Origin of the sequence: Nonomuraea sp. NPDC052116 (assembly GCF_040680035.1) — a bacterium.
Taxonomy (GTDB): Bacteria; Actinomycetota; Actinomycetes; order Streptosporangiales; family Streptosporangiaceae; genus Nonomuraea; species Nonomuraea angiospora_A.
This window is the reverse complement of record NZ_JBFAWA010000036.1, coordinates 78,789-94,269: the sequence shown is the minus strand read 5'-3', so window position 1 is coordinate 94,269 and position 15,481 is coordinate 78,789. Positions and strand designations below refer to the sequence as shown.

Annotated in this window: 14 protein-coding genes; 7 read left to right on the top strand and 7 right to left on the bottom strand. The window is 70.5% G+C overall.

Going from position 1 to position 15,481, the window contains the following annotated elements:
* Positions 1-52: 52 nt before the first annotated feature.
* The 4 genes from AB0L65_RS48120 to AB0L65_RS48105 all read right to left on the bottom strand — a co-directional run bounded on the left by AB0L65_RS48120 (position 53) and on the right by AB0L65_RS48105 (position 2,178).
* A complete protein-coding gene (locus tag AB0L65_RS48120; RefSeq protein ID WP_364260876.1) occupies positions 53-205 on the bottom strand; it encodes a hypothetical protein in 153 nt (50 codons plus the stop codon).
* A gap of 29 nt (positions 206-234) precedes the next feature.
* A complete protein-coding gene (locus AB0L65_RS48115) occupies positions 235-690 on the bottom strand; it encodes a cytochrome P450 (RefSeq protein ID WP_364260873.1) in 456 nt (151 codons plus the stop codon).
* Between the two features lie 467 nt (positions 691-1,157).
* The gene (locus AB0L65_RS48110; protein ID WP_364260871.1) at positions 1,158-1,505 is read right to left on the bottom strand and encodes a hypothetical protein; all 348 of its coding nucleotides are present in this window, start codon (positions 1,503-1,505) and stop codon (positions 1,158-1,160) included.
* Positions 1,506-1,548: 43 nt separating this feature from the next.
* The gene (locus tag AB0L65_RS48105) at positions 1,549-2,178 is read right to left on the bottom strand and encodes a helix-turn-helix domain-containing protein (protein ID WP_364260868.1); all 630 of its coding nucleotides are present in this window, start codon (positions 2,176-2,178) and stop codon (positions 1,549-1,551) included.
* Between the two features lie 96 nt (positions 2,179-2,274).
* Between AB0L65_RS48105 and AB0L65_RS48100 the strand changes: the two genes are divergently transcribed.
* Together AB0L65_RS48100 and AB0L65_RS48095 are read left to right on the top strand one after the other, a co-directional pair.
* Positions 2,275-2,472, top strand: coding sequence for a ferredoxin (locus tag AB0L65_RS48100; protein WP_364260865.1), 198 nt, complete (start codon positions 2,275-2,277; stop codon positions 2,470-2,472).
* A 172-nt stretch (positions 2,473-2,644) separates the two neighbouring features.
* Positions 2,645-3,841 carry a cytochrome P450 gene (locus AB0L65_RS48095; RefSeq protein ID WP_364260863.1) on the top strand — a complete coding sequence of 399 codons (1,197 nt, stop codon included), beginning with the start codon at positions 2,645-2,647 and terminating at the stop codon, positions 3,839-3,841.
* Positions 3,842-4,119: 278 nt separating this feature from the next.
* Here AB0L65_RS48095 and AB0L65_RS48090 read toward each other — a convergent pair whose 3' ends face one another.
* The 3 genes from AB0L65_RS48090 to AB0L65_RS48080 form a co-directional block, all read right to left on the bottom strand.
* Positions 4,120-5,781 carry a chitobiase/beta-hexosaminidase C-terminal domain-containing protein gene (locus tag AB0L65_RS48090; protein WP_364260860.1) on the bottom strand — a complete coding sequence of 554 codons (1,662 nt, stop codon included), beginning with the start codon at positions 5,779-5,781 and terminating at the stop codon, positions 4,120-4,122.
* A gap of 89 nt (positions 5,782-5,870) precedes the next feature.
* Positions 5,871-9,809, bottom strand: coding sequence for a ThuA domain-containing protein (locus AB0L65_RS48085; protein WP_364260857.1), 3,939 nt, complete (start codon positions 9,807-9,809; stop codon positions 5,871-5,873).
* 143 nt (positions 9,810-9,952) lie between these two features.
* Positions 9,953-10,966 (bottom strand): multicopper oxidase domain-containing protein, encoded by a 1,014-nt coding sequence (locus tag AB0L65_RS48080; RefSeq protein ID WP_364260854.1) that lies wholly within the window; start codon positions 10,964-10,966, stop codon positions 9,953-9,955.
* Between the two features lie 382 nt (positions 10,967-11,348).
* On the opposite strand from AB0L65_RS48080, the gene AB0L65_RS48075 reads away from it, so the two are divergent.
* From AB0L65_RS48075 to AB0L65_RS48055, 5 genes are read left to right on the top strand one after another with little or no spacing between them, the layout of a single operon-like run.
* Complete coding sequence (locus AB0L65_RS48075; protein WP_364260851.1) at positions 11,349-12,488, top strand: inositol-3-phosphate synthase; 1,140 nt, start codon at positions 11,349-11,351, stop codon at positions 12,486-12,488.
* Between the two features lie 5 nt (positions 12,489-12,493).
* Complete coding sequence (locus AB0L65_RS48070) at positions 12,494-13,330, top strand: SCO3242 family prenyltransferase (RefSeq protein WP_364261017.1); 837 nt, start codon at positions 12,494-12,496, stop codon at positions 13,328-13,330.
* Complete coding sequence (locus AB0L65_RS48065; protein ID WP_364260848.1) at positions 13,327-14,184, top strand: sugar phosphate isomerase/epimerase family protein; 858 nt, start codon at positions 13,327-13,329, stop codon at positions 14,182-14,184. The genes AB0L65_RS48070 and AB0L65_RS48065 overlap by 4 nt, the downstream gene beginning before the upstream one ends.
* The gene (locus tag AB0L65_RS48060; RefSeq protein WP_364260845.1) at positions 14,138-14,635 is read left to right on the top strand and encodes an EboA domain-containing protein; all 498 of its coding nucleotides are present in this window, start codon (positions 14,138-14,140) and stop codon (positions 14,633-14,635) included. The genes AB0L65_RS48065 and AB0L65_RS48060 overlap by 47 nt, the downstream gene beginning before the upstream one ends.
* Positions 14,636-15,481 carry a TatD family hydrolase gene (locus AB0L65_RS48055; protein ID WP_364260842.1) on the top strand — a complete coding sequence of 282 codons (846 nt, stop codon included), beginning with the start codon at positions 14,636-14,638 and terminating at the stop codon, positions 15,479-15,481.

Here is a 15,481-nt window from a genome sequence, read left to right as displayed (position 1 = left end):
CGGCGCGCGGCGACCAGGCCGGCTCGCCCTCGGTGATGCCGAGCCCGACCTCTCAAGGAGTGGCGAGAGTGTCCTCGAAGAGGTCGAACTCGTTGCCTTCCGGGTCGGTCAGCGTGACCCATCGGTGCCCGCCCTCGCTTGGTCCGAGGGCAATCGGCGTGTCGAGGGACGGGGAAGACCGGGCGTTGTTGCTCCTTGGGTTCATCGGCTTGATCGTCTCTCGAACACCGCGGATCACCACTGAACGGGGACCTTGTCCACGCCGCCGGTGAGCTGGTTGGTGAGGATCTTGATGTCGTCGAGGCCGACGGCCAGGCGCAGATGGGGGAAACGGCGGAACAGCGCGGGGAACACGATCCGCAGCTCGGTGCGGGCGAGGTTGGCGCCGATGCAGACGTGCATGCCGTGGCCGAAGGAGAGATGGAGGTTGGGCTTGCGCTCGGGGTCGAACGCGTCGGGGTCGGCGAACTTCGTCCCGTCCCGGTTGGCCGCGTCGTTCGAGATGAGGACGGCGTCACTGCGCGCGATGGCAACCCCGCCGAGCTCGACGTCCTCGTGGGCGTAACGCAGCAGGCCGAGCCCGGCCGGCGCGGACGTCCGCAGGATCTCCTCCACCGTCGTCTGCACCCGGCCGTCGGGGTCGGCGACGAACCGGTCCCGCCGCCGCAGGTCGGACAGCAGCCAGAGCACGCCGAAGTCGATCCGGGCGGCGGTCGTCTCGTGCCCGGCGAACAGCAGCGCGGCGGCTCGACGAACTGGTGTGCTCGTGCTGCTCGGTGTCGTAGCTGACCTCGGCGCCGCCGGCCAGCGCCGACTGCGAGATGCGGGCGGCCCGCTCCGGTGCGGGATGCGACCGGCCGAACCGGGCGTCGCCGAAGATCTGACGCGCCTCCTCGTACCCGATCACCAGCCACGCGGGGTCACCGGCCGGGGTGGTCACCTTCACCAGCGGCGCCTCGCGCCGCAGCACCCGGTACAGCGGTGCGATCTCCAGCGGGTTGGGCCGGTCGAAAGGCAGCTGCGGAGCGGTGTTCACGGTACTGGTCATCGATTTCCCTTTCGAGTCATGCGGCTTCTCGTACGGAAGGGTTCAAAGCGCATGCCTGCCCTCAGGCGCGCCGAAATCGAGCGGCCTGTCCCATGGCTTGGGCGGGTGCTCAGCGAGCAGGTGGTGCGGCGGCGCTGCCCAGCGGGATGCCGGAACGCAACTGCGCGATGCTCTCCCGGACGACGTCAGGCAGGCTGATCGAGCCGTCCCCGGCCGCCCATGCCTCGATCGAGGTCTGCACCGCGACCCCGGCGGCGGCGGCGAGCAGGCGGGAGGCCAGATCGCGCTCGGGGTCCGCGCCGGTGCGCTCGGCGACCACCTGCGCCAGCAGTCGCTTGATGCGTTCGAACGAGGCCAGGTGTGCGGCCAGAATGCCCGGGTTCTCCCGGGCCGTCCGTAGTAGCACGACGACGTCCTCGCGGCTGCTGACCATGGCCGCGATCCCATCGGGCAGCACGTGGGTGAGGGTGTCCCACCTCGCCGCCGTCCCGGGGTGACGCTCAGAGCAGCCAGTCGCCCGGCCGTGGCCCCTTGAGCAGGGTGGCGGCCGGGGGCAGGGGATGCGCCGCGGCGGGTGACAGGCCGTCGAAGACGAGCGCGAGGTAGCGCCGCCAGCCGTCGCCGTCCGGGTCCATGCTCCACAGCGTGCTCGTCAGCATGGCCATGATCCTGGGCAGGTCGTCGGGGACGAGGTCGGCGCGTAGAAGGCCCGCTGCCTGCGCGCGGCGGGCCAGCTCGGTCAGCGACTCGTAGAACGGCGTGTAGACCTCCGCGGTGAGGGTGCCGGCGTTCCGCGCGGCGGCCAGGGTGCTCAGGTCGCGCGCCGCCAGGCGCAACGCGGCTTCCATCAGGCTGACCAGGCCACGCAGCGGATCGTCGTCGTCGAGCGCCTGCTCGACCGCCGGCGTGAGGTCTTCGGCGATGCTCTGGCCCAGAGCGGCGCGGACCAGGTCCGCCTTGGTGGGGAAGTGGCGGTAGAGCGTCCTGGCGCCGACGCCGGCGCGGCGGGCGATCTCCTCGAGCTGCGCGTCCGGGCCGACGTCGGCGAAAACCGCACGGGCAGTACGCAGGATGCGCTCGGCATTGCGCGCGGCGTCGGCGCGCAAGGGCCGCTCAGTTTCGGTGACCACCACGACAGCATAGCAACCGACAGTCGGCTGCCATTTGTGCTAGCGTCGCCGCCAGAAGAAACCGACAGTCAACTGTCGGTTCAGCGGGGAGGTCCGATGAACGTGAGCGTGGAAGCCGACAAGTGCGTTGCCGCAGGGCAGTGCGTGCTGCTCGCGCCGGAGGTCTTCGACCAGCGTGAGGAGGACGGCGTCGTGATCCTGCTGGACGATACCCCCGCGGCCGAGCACCACGACGCCGTTCGCGAGGCGGCCATGGTCTGCCCGGCCGCGGCGATTCACCTGACCGAGTCGTGAACCGGATCCTGACCGTCGGCGCGTCGGCGGGTGCCCTGCGCGGCTGCTGACCGGCGTGCTCGCTGCGGGCAAGTCGTCCACAAGATCCTGCGCGCCTGGCGTGCCCTCATCGCGGCCCGTGGGCCGCGGCTCTGGCCGAAGCGACGGCCGCGTAACTCCCCAGGAGGACTCCATGAGCACTGAAACCAACACCGACCTGCCGGTTTTCCCCGGTGACCGCGACCCGCGCCGCCCCTTCGACCCGGCCCCCGAGTACGCGCAGTGGCGCGCGACGGACGGTCTGCGGCGGGTGAACTGGCACGGCCAGGAGGTATGGGCCGTGAGCCGGTACGAGGACATCAAGGTCGCGATGACCGACCCGCGGGTCAGCGCGGACGTCCCCTCCCAGCAGGCCGGCGGAGGCGCGAACGCGCCGCAGGTCTTCCCCCGGATGGACGACCCCGAGCACGCCCGGCTGCGCCGCATGCTGACCAAGGACTTCACGGTCAGGCGCGTCCAGGCGATGCGCCCCGAGATCGAGCGGATGGCGAACAACTTCATCGACGAGATGATCTCCGAAGGCAGCCCCGCCGACCTGGTGCAGGCGTACGCGTTGCCCATCCCGTCCTTGGTGATCTCCCTGCTGCTCGGCGTGCCGTACACGGACCACCGGTTCTTCCAGGACGTCACCTCCGTCCTGATGAGCCGCACCGCCACGGAGGAGGAGAGGCTGAAGGCCAACGTGGCGATCTTCGGCTATCTGACCGACCTCGTCGCCGAGAAGGAACGCGAGCCCGACGACGCCCTGATCAGCCGCCTCGTCCGCGAGTACCTCGCGACCGGCGAGCTCACCCGCGAGACCATCGCGATGAACGGCTTCATCCTGCTCAACGCCGGGCACGAGACCACCGCCAACATGATCGCCCTCGGCACCCTGGCCCTGCTGGAGAACCCGGACGAACTGGCCCGCCTCCGCGACACCGACGACCCCAAGGTGGTCGCGAACGCGGTCGAGGAGCTGCTCCGTTACCTCACGATCGTGCACAGCCTGGTCGCCCGCGTGGCCAAGGAGGACATCGAGATCGGCGGGCAGCTCGTCCGCGCCGGCGAAGGGCTGATCATGAACCTGCCCGCCGCCAACCGCGACCCGGCCTTCGTCGGCGACCCCGACGGCCTCGACCTCGACCGCAACACCCGTGGTCACATGGCCTTCGGCCACGGTGTCCACCAGTGCCTCGGCCAGGTCCTGGCGCGCGCGGAACTCGAGATCGCACTGCCCACGCTGCTGCGCCGGCTGCCCGATCTGCGGCCGGCGGTGCCGATCGAGCAGATCAGGTTCCGCAACGACATGAGCATCTACGGCGTCCACGAGCTGCCCGTCGCCTGGTGACGACCGGCGCCGAGATCATGACGCGACCCAGAAGCCACCCGTTCGAAGCCGAGAAGCTGGACCTCAACCCGCTGTTCGCGCGGCTGCGCCGGGACGACCCGCCGCGTCGTGGTCAACGACCTCGGCGGCTCGATCGCCGGTGACGGCGCGGACACCGGCCCGGCCGAGGCGGTCGCCCGCGAGATCCGCGATCAGGGCGGCGAGGCGGTGGCCGACCGAGGGAAGCGCACCGAGACCGGCGGGCGGCGTTCGAGAGGGAGGCCGCCCGCCGGCCGGGGTCACCTGTCCTTGCAGCCCTTGCCCGGCTTCGGGCATCCCGGGCCCGGTGCGGACTTGACCAGCATGAACCTGGCCGTGCCGACAGCCGAGGTGTTGCCGGCCTTGTCGGTGGCCCGGTAGGTCACGGTGTGGGCGCCCGGCTGGGTGACGGCGAGCGGCTTGGCGTACACCGCGTACGGCTGACCGTCGAGGGAGTACTCCACCTTGTCGACCCCGGACCCGGCGTCGGTCGCGGTGAGCGTCACCGTGGCGGAGCCCACGTAGTTCCAGGCCCAGTCCATGTTGCCGGTGATCTGCGCCGTCACCTGCGGCGGAGTGGTGTCCTCTCCCGGAGGAGCCGCCACGGTGAACGTCACCGAGCCCACCGGCGAGGTGTTGCCGGCCTTGTCGGTGGCCCGGTAGCGCACGGTGTGCGCGCCCGGCCGGTTGACCGACACCGGAGCCGAGTACGCCGTGAAGGCGCCGTTGTCCAGGGAGTGCTCCACGGTGTCGACCCCGGACTGGGTGTCGGTCGCGGTGAGGGTGACGGTCGCGGAGCCGACGTAGTCGCCGTCGTCGTTCCGGTCACCGGTCACCTGGGCGGTCACCTGCGGCGGAGTGGTGTCCTTCTCCTGCTCCGCCACCACCGTGAACGTCGTCGTGCCCGGGTCGGAGGTGTTGCCGGCCTTGTCGGTGGCCCGGTAGGCCACGGTGTGGGCGCCCGGCTGGGTGACGGCGAGCGGCTGCGCGTACACCGCGTACGGCTGACCGTCGAGGGAGTACTCCACCTTGTCCACCCCGGACCCGGCGTCGGTCGCCGTGAGGGTCACGGTCGCGGAGCCGACGTAGTTGCCGTCGTCGTTACGGTCGCCCGCCACCTGGGCGGTCACCTGCGGGGGAGTGGTGTCCTGTCCTGGAGGGGCCACCACGGTGAACGTCGTCGTGCCCGGGTCGGAGGTGTTGCCCGCCTTGTCGGTGGCCCGGTAACGCACAGTGTGCGCACCCACTGCGTTGACCGTCACCGGAGCCGAGTACGCCGTGAACGCCCCGCCGTCGAGCGCGTACTCCACCGTTTCCACCCCCGACTCGGTGTCGCTCGCGGTGAGGGTCACGGTCGCGGAGCCGACGTAGTTGCCGTCGTCGTTGCGGTCGCCCGCCACCTGCGCCGACACCTGCGGCGCGGTGGTGTCCGCGCCGCCGCCGTCGGTGACCACCAGCTCGCCGACCATCTGGCCATGACCGGGAATCGCGCAGAAGAAGCGGTACTTGCCCGGAGTGAGGTTCACCTGCGCCTGGTGCCGGCCGCCGTTCGCGTCGAAGGGGCTGGCGATGATGTTGAGGCTGACGTCGTGGTTGTAGCCGGGGGTGGAGACGTCGAAGGTCAGGGTGTGCGTCATGCCGGTGGTGTTGCCGGTCGCCGCACTGTTCTCGAAGACGATGGTGGTGGGCCCCGCGGTTGCGGTGTCCGGCGTCGACTTGTACGCGGTCATGCTGTTGTCGGCGTTCCAGGTGAGCACCTGGTCCGCCTGGGCCGTCAGCCGCATGGGGGGCTGCGTGCCGGCCTGGACCGACGACAGGAAGAGCGCGGGAAGCCCCACGGCCAGCAACATCACGGCCAGGCCCGGCGCCGTGGCAGCGGCTTTGAACGTCCTGCGTAAGGCATGGATCAATCGGATATGCATGGGATCGATACCTCTCAGAGTCTGCGCGGCTGGGGTGGGGTGCCGGGCGGGGCAGGCGCCCCGGCCCGGCACCCGGCCGAGGGACCGGCCTAGAGTTCGCGCACCCGGATGTTGCGGAATTCGATCGCGTCGTTGTTGCCGTGGTTCTGCAACCCGACGAACCCGCTGATGAACTGGCGCAGGTCCGTGGGCGGGTCGCCGGCGCGGGACGACGTCTTGCCCGGCGTGTTGTCGAACTCGTTGATCACCTTGCCGTTGCGGGTGATCGTGTAGTGCTGCCCGACCACCCGAACCTCGTAGTCGTTCCACGTGCCCTTCGGGGTGACCCCGGCCTTGTCCAGGCCCGAGGCGGCGAAGTTGTAGATGGAGCCGGTCTTCTGCGGCTCGCCGGTGTCGCCGTCGTAGATCTGGATCTCGTGACCGCAGAAGATCGCGACCCAGGCGGGCGACGTACGGGCCGAGCCGGCCGTTCCGCAGCTTCCCGCCGGGCGTTGCTCCAGCGGCGTCCTCGGGTCGGGGAACCGTACGAAGACCCCGCTGTTGGCGCGGAGCGCGTCGGGCGCGACGTCACGGAACTGCAGCCTCAGCGAGAAGTCGGCGTACGCCTTCTTGGAGTACCACAGCATTCCGAGACCGCCGGAGGCGCGGATCGTTCCGTCCGGCTGCAGGGTGAACTGTCCCGACGGGGCCTGCGTCCACCCCTGGAGCGACTGCGCCGTCCCGTCGAAGAGGGTCTCGTATCCGTTCGTCTTGCCGATCTCGGACTCGGCGGCCGCCTTCTTGAGCGCGGACGCCTCGCGGTCGTCGATGACGCCGTCCTTACGGGCCCTGTTCACCACGTCGTTGAGGTGGCTCATGAACTCGCCGTGGTTCTTCCAGTCGCGCTCGTCGTCGATCAGGTCGTTCAGCGTGCAGCCGCCGCCGGCCACGCGGTTGGCCACGCCGGTGTCGGTGTCGAGCAGCCGGACCGTCGGCCGGGCGTCGGGGGCGGTGCATTCGACCTTGACGTCGATCGTGCCGGTGGCCGTCGTGCCGTCGGCGTAGGTGACCTTCAGCGTCGCCTTGTAGGTGCCGAAGTCCTTGTAGGAGTGCGTGGGGTTCGCCTCCTTCGACGGCCGGCCGCCGTCGCCGAAGTTCCACTCCCACGACACGCCGCCGGCCCTCGTGCTGGAGAACGCCATCGTCCTCGGGTCGCTCTGCCGGACGGGACGCGCCACGGCCAAGCTCGGGTTCGGCGTCGCCGGACCACCCTTGTAGGCGACGCGGATCAGCTTCTGGTTGGGGTGGAGGCTGAAGAATCCGCCGGCGTAGTCGAGCATGTAGAGCGCGCCGTCCGGCCCGAACTTGGCGTCCATCCACGACTGCATCTGAGTGGTGCCGCCGCCGCCCGGGATGATCTGGCGCAGGTCCTCGCCGAACACGGGCCGGCCCGCCTCGGGCACGGTCTTCGGGTCGACGGTCACGGCGACGCGGTTGTTGCCGTTGGACTCGTCACCGATGAACCACTTGTTCTCCCAGTACGCCGGCCACGCCACACCGCTGTCGGCGTCGACCTGGGAGCGATGGTAGGTCGGCCCCGACATGACCGCCTGGCCGCCGCCCTTGAGGTAGGGGATGGTCAGGGTCTCCTCGCCCGGCTTGTACGTGGGCAGGCCGCTGCCGTCGTTCCGCTTCGGGTAGACGGGGCCGCCGCCCTGGGGCGAGTACCAGATCATGTTGGCGCGCGCCGGCGGGATGTCGACGAGGCCGGTGTTGCGCGGTGAGGTGTTCTTCAGGTGGTCGCAGTCGTACCAGTCGGCGGGCTGGGTGGCGTCGACGTTGCTGCGGTCACGGTAGGGCTGCTTGTCGCCCATGCAGTACGGCCAGCCCTGGTTGCCGGCGGACCTGAGGATCGTGGCGGTCTCGTACTTGGCGGGACCCCACGTCTCGCTGGGGCCGCCGGCGTCGGGACCGACCCATCCGGCGGTCAGCCAGTTGTTCACGTTGTCCCAGGCGATGCGCGCGATGTTGCGGACGCCCATCACCCAGATCTCCGGGCGGGTCTTGCCGCCGCCCTCCTCCTTGCCGGTGAACAGGTTGCCCTTGGGGATGGTGTAGGTGCCGTCGGGCTCCGGGTGGATACGGAGGATCTTGCCGTTGAGGTCGTTGGTGTTGCCCGCGGTACGGCGGGCGTCCTGGAACGAGACGCCCTTGTAGTCCGCGGTCCAGTTGTTGCCGGAGTAGCCGCCCGAGCCGCCGGAGGAGTTGCTGTCACCGCTGCCGACGTAGAGGTTGCCGTCCTTGTCGAAGGCCATGCCGCCACCCGCGTGGCAGCAGCTGTGGATCTGGGTGTCCCACTGCAGCAGGTCCTTGCGGGTGGCCTGGTCCATGGTCTGGTTGGCGGCGTCGTAGGTGAGCCGGGAGACCGTCCGCTTGCCGATCCGCTTGTCCCTGTCGATCGACTCGTGCGGCATCCAGTAGACGTAGACCCAGCCGTTCTGCTCGAACTTGGGGTCGAGCGTGATGCCGATCAGGCCTTCCTCGTTCTTGACCAGTTCGTCGCCGCTGCCGCGGTTGCCCATGACGGCGAGCGTGGTCAGGAGCTTGACCTGCTTGGTCTTCGGGTCCCACTGGTGGATGGTGCCGCAGCCGAGGCCGACCTTGGGGTCGTTCCAGTCGGCGATCGGGCCGGTCGTGCAGGCCGCCTTGCCGATGTAGAAGACCTTGCCGTCCGGGGCGATGGTCAGGCCGTGGGGCTCGCCGATCTGGTCGAGCTGGCCCTGCTTGTTCTGCGCGGTCAGCCGCTCGACGGTGTAGTTCGAGGCGATCGTCGCCTGGCAGTCACCGCGCACCAGGCCGGCCGCCCACCGGATGGCGCCGCCGAGGTGGCTCTGGAACTGCTCGTCGCCGGTGTAGCCGGCCTTGGTGCCGCCCATGCCGGTGTAGAACGACCGGCCACCGTCGTAGTCGCGGCACCACGAGATCGGATGGAACGCGCCGTTGCCGTTCAGGCCCTGGTCGTAGGTGTGCTCGCCGACCTGCGCGACCGTGTGGACCTTGCCCAGCGGGTTGGGGCTCCAGTTCATCCACGTGTCGGTGCGCTTCACGGTGAAGGGCAGCCCCTTGTTCGCCGGGTGCTGGCGGTCGACGAGGTCGACGACGGCCTCCTGCGGCTTGCTCTCCGGGGGCTCTCCGGCGGTGGGGCCGAACAGCCGCAGCTCGGCGAGCTGAATCAGGGGCTCGCCGCCGTTCGCGGTGATGTTGAGCCGGTAGTACGGGTACGCCGTGCTGTTGGCGAACGTGTATTCCTTGGTCTGGAACCGCTGGGGGAAGCTCTCCCCGCTCCGCTTGTCGAGGTCGGTCCAGTCCGTCCCGTTCTGGGAGCCTTGTAGGGCCCAGTCCTTCGGGTCACGCCCGGGGAAGTCGTTGGCGGACGTCAACGCGTAGTGCGCGATCGCGACCGGCTTCTCGAGCTTCCCCTGGACCCATCCGGTCGGCGTCCGAGCCAGCCACTTGGTGTCGTTGCTCCCGTCGAACAGCTTGTCCTTGGTCTCGTTCGGCGGGTTCTCAGCGCTGGCGGCGCTCTCCACCACCTTCTCCGGAGGGGGCAGGGCGCCGGCGGGGCGGGTGCCGATCAGCTCGGTGAACCAGGCCGAGTCCGCCTGGGCGCGCGCGGCGTCGTGGACTCCGACGAACCCGCCGCCGTTCCTGATGTACGCCTGGAATGCGGCCAGCTGGCCGTCATTCAGCTCCGAGCCCTTGGCGGACAGGAACACCACGCCGCGGTAGCGCGCCAGGTTGTCGGTGGTGAAGACCGCCGGATCCTGCGAGGCGTCGACGGAGAAGCCGTTCTTCCCGCCCAGTTCCTTGATCGCCGCCGTGGCCTGCTTGACCGGGTCGTCCTGCTTGTCGGCGGGGCCGTGGAAGACCAGCACGCTGACAGGGCCCTTGTCGGGGCCATGTTCCGGCGGCTTCGGCGCGGCGGCCTGTGCCTGGGCGGGTACGGCGGCGGGGGTCGCCAGCCCGAGGATCAGGACGGCGCTCGACATCGTGATCAGTAAGCGGCGCCAAGCGGTTGGTCGGGGCGGTAAGAGGGCTTTTCGGCCCATCGTTCGCTCCTTCGGGTTGAGGGTGATTCGGGACCTGCTGGGGAAGAGCTGAGGGTTCTGCCGCGGCCGGGTCCTGGGCCGCGTCAGTGATGCGTGCCCGTCGTGGGGCCCGTCGTGGGGCCCGTCGTGGGGCTCGTCGTGGGGCCCGCGTGGCCGTCACCCGAGTGATCGGGCATGTTCCCGTCCGCGTCGGTCACCGTGAAGATCCCGGCCATCCCCATGTCGGAGTGGCTCTGGACGTGGCAGTGGTACATCCACGCTCCCGGGCCGACGCGCTCCCCGGCGATCACCTGGAAGCCGAACGACTCGGCCGGTCCGGTGATCTTGGTGTCGATGATCCGGCTCTGGTCGTGCGGGTGTTCCAGCAGGCCGGTGCGGTTGTCGGCCCAGCGGTGCCCGTGGATGTGGAACGTGTGGTAGAACTCGCCGTGCGTGATCACGATCCACTCCACCCGCTCGCCGAGCCTCGCGACGAACTCGGGCGCCTGATGGGCCGGTTGGTTGTTGATCGACATGTCGTTGAAGACGACGGTGAACTGCTTGTCCGGCCTGAGGTCGCCCTTCCGGCGGACCACCAGCGGCCCGTAGAGCCCCTGCCGGATCCCCCCTGTGCCGTGATCGGTTCCCACGACGTGGTCGTGGTAGTGCCAGTAGCCGGCGCTGCCGGGCTCGATGCTGCCGCCCGGACGCCGTCCGGGGGTGTGGGTGCGCCAGGTGTAGGTACGCCGGCCGCCCGGTTCCACCACGCTGTCGTTCAGCCTGGTGCCGTCGCTGGCCGCGTCGTAGTCGACCCCGTGCACGTGCAGGCTGGCCGGCACGTCCAGGTTGTTGACCATCTCGATCTCGAGGGTGTCGCCCTCGACCATCTCGATGAGAGGGCCGGGGATCGTGGGCTTGCCGGGCTCCAGGCCGTAGCCCAGCCGGCCGTCCGGCAACCGCTCGGCGTAGAGGGTCATGCGGCGGACGTTGCCCTTGCCGGGCTTGTCCGCGGGCTTGTCGATCGTTGCTTCGGCCTGGCTGGATGCTACTAACGGTGCGACCGCGGCGAACGCCGCGGAGGCGGTGAAGGCACGCCGGGAGAACAGGCTTTTCGCCATGCCTCTGCCTACCTCGGTCATGGTTCCCCAATCGGTGACGGCGCCCCACTCGCGTGAGGGCTGGGTGCGGCTGCTCGTGTGGTTCGGGAGCGAGCGTGTAAGAGTGGGAATCACAGAGAGTCGAGGGTGGTAGTTAGGGTGACCGCCGATGGAAGTACGCGCCTTTTTTGACCAAATGTCAAGACTTTCGCCAGAATCTGGCCAAAGTCCTGCGTGATCTTCCCTACGAAGCGTGTGCCGTCGCATCCGATCGACGTGGCGATAGGACGCGTAGCGGTCATCTTCTGCTTGACCGTCGGTAAAAGTCGCTCTTAGCATCGCGGCTAGTGACATATCGGACGTATCTCTCGTCCGGCATGGAGCCCGACACGTAGGAGCTTGCATGGACAAGGTCGGGGTGTGGCTCATTGGGGCACGGGGATCCGCGGCGACCACCGCGACCGCCGGCGCCGCGGCGATCAGGGCAGGACTCGCGCCCCCGCAGGGATGCGTGACCGAGTCCCCGGGCTTTCCCGCGAGGCTCGTCCCGTTCGCCGGCCTGGTCTTCGGCGGCCACGACATCAGCGAGGTCTCCTTACGCAAACGCGCCGAACAGCTGAGCAGGGCGGGGGTGATCCCGCCGGACCTGCCACGGCTGATCGCCGCGGACCTGGACGCCGCCGACGCCGAGATCCGGCGCGGCCACGTCCGCGGCGACGGCGGGCAGGCCGCGGCCGCGGCCCGGCTGAGCGGGGACATCGCCGACTTCCGCGACCGGCACGGGCTGGCCAGAGTGGTCGTCGTCAACGTGTCGTCGACCGAGCCTCCGGTCGGCCCGCGTCCCGAGTTCGAGAGGCTGGCCGATCTGGAGGAACGGCTCGCGACGGGGGACGACGTCCTGCCGCCGAGTTCGCTGTACGCCTATGCGGCGTTCCAGGCCGGGTGCGGCTACGTGGAGTTCACGCCCTCCACCGGGCCCACCCTGCCGGCGCTGGCGGAACTCGCCGCCCGGCGGGGCGTGCCGTACGCGGGACGCGACGGGAAGACCGGCGAGACCCTGGTCAAGAGCGCGCTCGCGCCCATGTTCGCCGACCGGGCGTTACGCGTGCGCTCCTGGTCAGGGCTCAACCTGCTCGGCGGCGGAGACGGGGCGACGCTCGCCGATCCGGCCGCCAGGTCGAGCAAGGAGCTCTCCAAGGACCAGGTCGTCGCCGGGGTCGTGGGAGAGCCGGTCGAGGGGCGGACGCACATCGACTACGTCGCTGACCTGGGAGAATGGAAGACCGCCTGGGATCACGTGACCTTCGAGGGCTTCCTCGGCGTGCGGATGGCGCTGCAGTTCACCTGGCAGGGCTGCGATTCGGCGCTGGCGGCCCCCCTCGTCCTGGACCTGGCCCGGCTGGTCGCGCGGGCGCAGGAGAAGGGACGGCACGGGGTGCTCCCCGAGCTCGGCTACTTCTTCAAGAACCCCTTGGGCACCGGCGAACACGCGCTGGCCGCCCAGTACGCCCGCCTGCTCGCCTTCGCCGGGGAGCTGTCGTGAGGGCGATGCTGGAGCTGGTACGCGCGCCGGCCGCGCTGTCGGTGCCCGGCGACACCATGGCGGGTGCGGTCGCCGCGGGACGCCGCCCGAACCCGGGGCTGGCCGTGGCCTCGGTGCTCATGTACTGGTCGGGCATGGCGCTCAACGATTGGGCCGACCGCGAGGCCGACGCCATCGAGCGGCCCGAGCGCCCGATCCCGTCCGGCAGGGTCCGCCCGGGCGCCGCGCTCGGGGTCGCCGCCGCCCTCACCGGCGCCGGCCTGGCCGCCGCCGCCATCGCCGGTGGACGCCGCGGCCTCACCGTCGCCGGCCTGCTGGCCGGTGCGGTGTGGGCCTACGACCTCGGCCTCAAACGGACGGCGGCGGGCCCCGCCTCGATGGCCGCCTGCCGCGCGCTGGACGTGCTCCTGGGCGCCGGCTCGGACGGGAGAGCCGCCATGCCGATGGCGCTGGCGGTCGGCGCGCACACGTACGGGATCAGCATCCTCGGCCGGGCCGAGGTGGCGGGGGCGGCGCCCGGGACGGCCGAGCGTGCCCTCGCCGCCACCACCGCCGCGGCCGGTCTGGCGGCCGCGGCCAGCCTGCGCAGGGGAGCCGCCGCCCGGATGGGCGCCGGTGTCCTCATCGCCGGCTATCTCGCCTCGACCCTCCCGGTCCAGGCCGGGTTACGGGCCCACCCCGATCCCGAGAACGTGCGGCACGCCGTCCGGCTGAGCATCCTCGGCCTGATACCGCTCCAGGCGGCGGCGCTCGCCGGGAACGGGCGGTTCGGGGCGGCGGGCGCGCTGCTGTGCTCGCTGCCCCTGGGCAGGTGGCTCTCGTCCCGGATGGCGACGTCATGAACTGGGCCTACTGCACCAACGGCTTCGGCGACCACCGGCTCGCCGAGGCGCTCGCGATCCTGCACGACCTGGGCTACGCCGGCGCGGCGATCACGCTCGACCGCGGCCATCTCGACCCCTATGCCCCCGGCCTGGCCGCGGAGGTGTCGCGGATCGCCGGGCTCCTCGATCGCCTCGGCCTCGCGGCCGTGGTCGAGACGGGCGGACGGTACACCCTGGACCCGTGGCGCAAGCATCATCCGACCCTCATCAGCGACGACGCGGGCCGGAGAGCGGAGTTCCTGACGACGGCCATGCGGATCGCCGCCGATCTGGGCGCCCCGGTGGTCCATCTGTGGAGCGGGGTCACACCTGACGGCATGACGGAGGAGGAGGCATACGCACGGCTGGCCGACCAGTGCGAGCGGCTCCTCGACGAGGCGGACAGGACCGGCGTCACCCTGGGGTTCGAGCCGGAACCCGGGATGCTCGTCCGGGACCTGGACGGTTACGAACGGCTGCGCCGGATGCTCGGCGACCATCCCCGGTTCGGCCTCACCCTCGACATCGGGCACTGCCACTGCGTGGAGCGGGACGATCTGCCCACTTGTGTCCGGCGGGCGCTGCCGTACACCGTGCACGTCCAGATCGAGGACATGCGCCGCGAGGTCCACGAGCACCTGGAGTTCGGGGAAGGCGAGATCGACTTCGTCCCGGTGCTCGCCGAGCTGCGCGGTTACTCCGGTCTCGTGGCCGTGGAGCTGGCCCGGCACGGCCACGCGGCCCCGCAGGTCGCCCGCCGATCGATCGAGTTCCTGAGGAGGGCACATGAGGGACGAGTGGCAGACGGAGGCCGTACGGCGGGTCGAGTCTGACCCGGGCGCGATCCACCGGCTCTTCCCGCAGGCCGAACGGCAGGGCGGCCCCACCGCCCGGGGCGCGCTGCTCAAGGCGCTGGGCGGCGACCACGCGGTGGTCCGCGAACTGTACGAGCGCGGCGACACCGGCGAGCGGCTGGCCATCCTGTCCGCGCTGGCCGAGCTCGATCTCGGCCCGGCGGTGGTCGACCTGGTGGAGGACGCGCTGCGCGCCAACGACGCGCGGCTGGTCGCCGCGGCCCTCGGCCCCTACGGGTCGGCGTGGCTGGACGACCACGCCTTCCGCCAGGGAGTGCTCAAGTGCGTCTTCATGTCGATCCCGCTGGCCTCGGTGACCGGCCTGGAGCGCCGGTTCGACGCCGAGCTGGCCCGGATGCTGTCGGACTACGCGGCGGAGCTGCGGGCGGCCGGCCGGCCCGTCCCGCGCGACGTCATGGAGAGGATCTGAATGCGTATCTTCGACCCCCACATCCACATGACCTCCCGGACCACCGACGACTACCAGCGCATGCACGCCGCAGGAGTCCGGGCCGTCGTCGAACCCGCCTTCTGGCTGGGCCAGCCCCGTACCAACGTCGGCAGCTTCCTCGACTACTTCGACGCGCTGCTCGGCTGGGAGCCGTACCGCGCCGCGCAGTACGGCATCCGCCACCACTGCGCGCTCGCGCTCAACCCGAAGGAGGCGAACGACCCGCGGTGCGCGGGGGTGCTGGCCGAGTTGCCGCGATATCTGCTGAAGGACTCCGTCGTCGCCGTCGGCGAGGTCGGCTACGACTCGATGACGGCGGAGGAGGAACGGGCCTTCGAGGCACAGCTCGCCCTGGCGCGGGAGAACGATCTCCCCGTCCTCGTGCACACGCCGCACCGGGACAAGGTCGCCGGCACCCGCCGCACGCTCGACGTGGTGCGGGCCGCGGGCCTCGCCCCCGGGCAGGTGCTGGTCGACCACCTCAACGAGCTGACCGTCGGCATGGTCGCGGACTCGGGCTGCTGGATGGGGTTCTCCATCTACCCCGACACCAAGATGGACCCGGCCCGGATGGTGGCCGTCCTCAAGGAGCACGGCACGTCGAGGATGCTCGTGAACTCGGCCGCCGACTGGGGACGCAGCGACCCGCTCAAGACGCGCGAGGTAGCCGACGCCATGTTCGCGGCCGGCTTCGGCGAGGACGACGTGGACCAGGTGCTGTGGCGCAATCCGGTGACCTTCTACGGGCAGAGCGGCCGGCTCAGCCTGGAGGCGGGCACCGAGGCGGCCCCCGACTACGCCGGCAACACGATCAAGCGAGGCTGA

Coding starts and splice junctions, on each gene's coding strand:
- AB0L65_RS48080 (WP_364260854.1), bottom strand. CDS start 10,966: ATGGCGAAAAGCCTGTTCTCCCGGCGTGCCTTCACCGCCTCCGCGGCG.
- AB0L65_RS48095 (WP_364260863.1), top strand. CDS start 2,645: ATGAGCACTGAAACCAACACCGACCTGCCGGTTTTCCCCGGTGACCGC.
- AB0L65_RS48065 (WP_364260848.1), top strand. CDS start 13,327: ATGAACTGGGCCTACTGCACCAACGGCTTCGGCGACCACCGGCTCGCC.
- AB0L65_RS48060 (WP_364260845.1), top strand. CDS start 14,138: ATGAGGGACGAGTGGCAGACGGAGGCCGTACGGCGGGTCGAGTCTGAC.
- AB0L65_RS48085 (WP_364260857.1), bottom strand. CDS start 9,809: ATGTCGAGCGCCGTCCTGATCCTCGGGCTGGCGACCCCCGCCGCCGTA.
- AB0L65_RS48075 (WP_364260851.1), top strand. CDS start 11,349: ATGGACAAGGTCGGGGTGTGGCTCATTGGGGCACGGGGATCCGCGGCG.
- AB0L65_RS48090 (WP_364260860.1), bottom strand. CDS start 5,781: ATGCATATCCGATTGATCCATGCCTTACGCAGGACGTTCAAAGCCGCT.
- AB0L65_RS48070 (WP_364261017.1), top strand. CDS start 12,494: ATGCTGGAGCTGGTACGCGCGCCGGCCGCGCTGTCGGTGCCCGGCGAC.
- AB0L65_RS48120 (WP_364260876.1), bottom strand. CDS start 205: ATGAACCCAAGGAGCAACAACGCCCGGTCTTCCCCGTCCCTCGACACG.
- AB0L65_RS48100 (WP_364260865.1), top strand. CDS start 2,275: ATGAACGTGAGCGTGGAAGCCGACAAGTGCGTTGCCGCAGGGCAGTGC.
- AB0L65_RS48055 (WP_364260842.1), top strand. CDS start 14,636: ATGCGTATCTTCGACCCCCACATCCACATGACCTCCCGGACCACCGAC.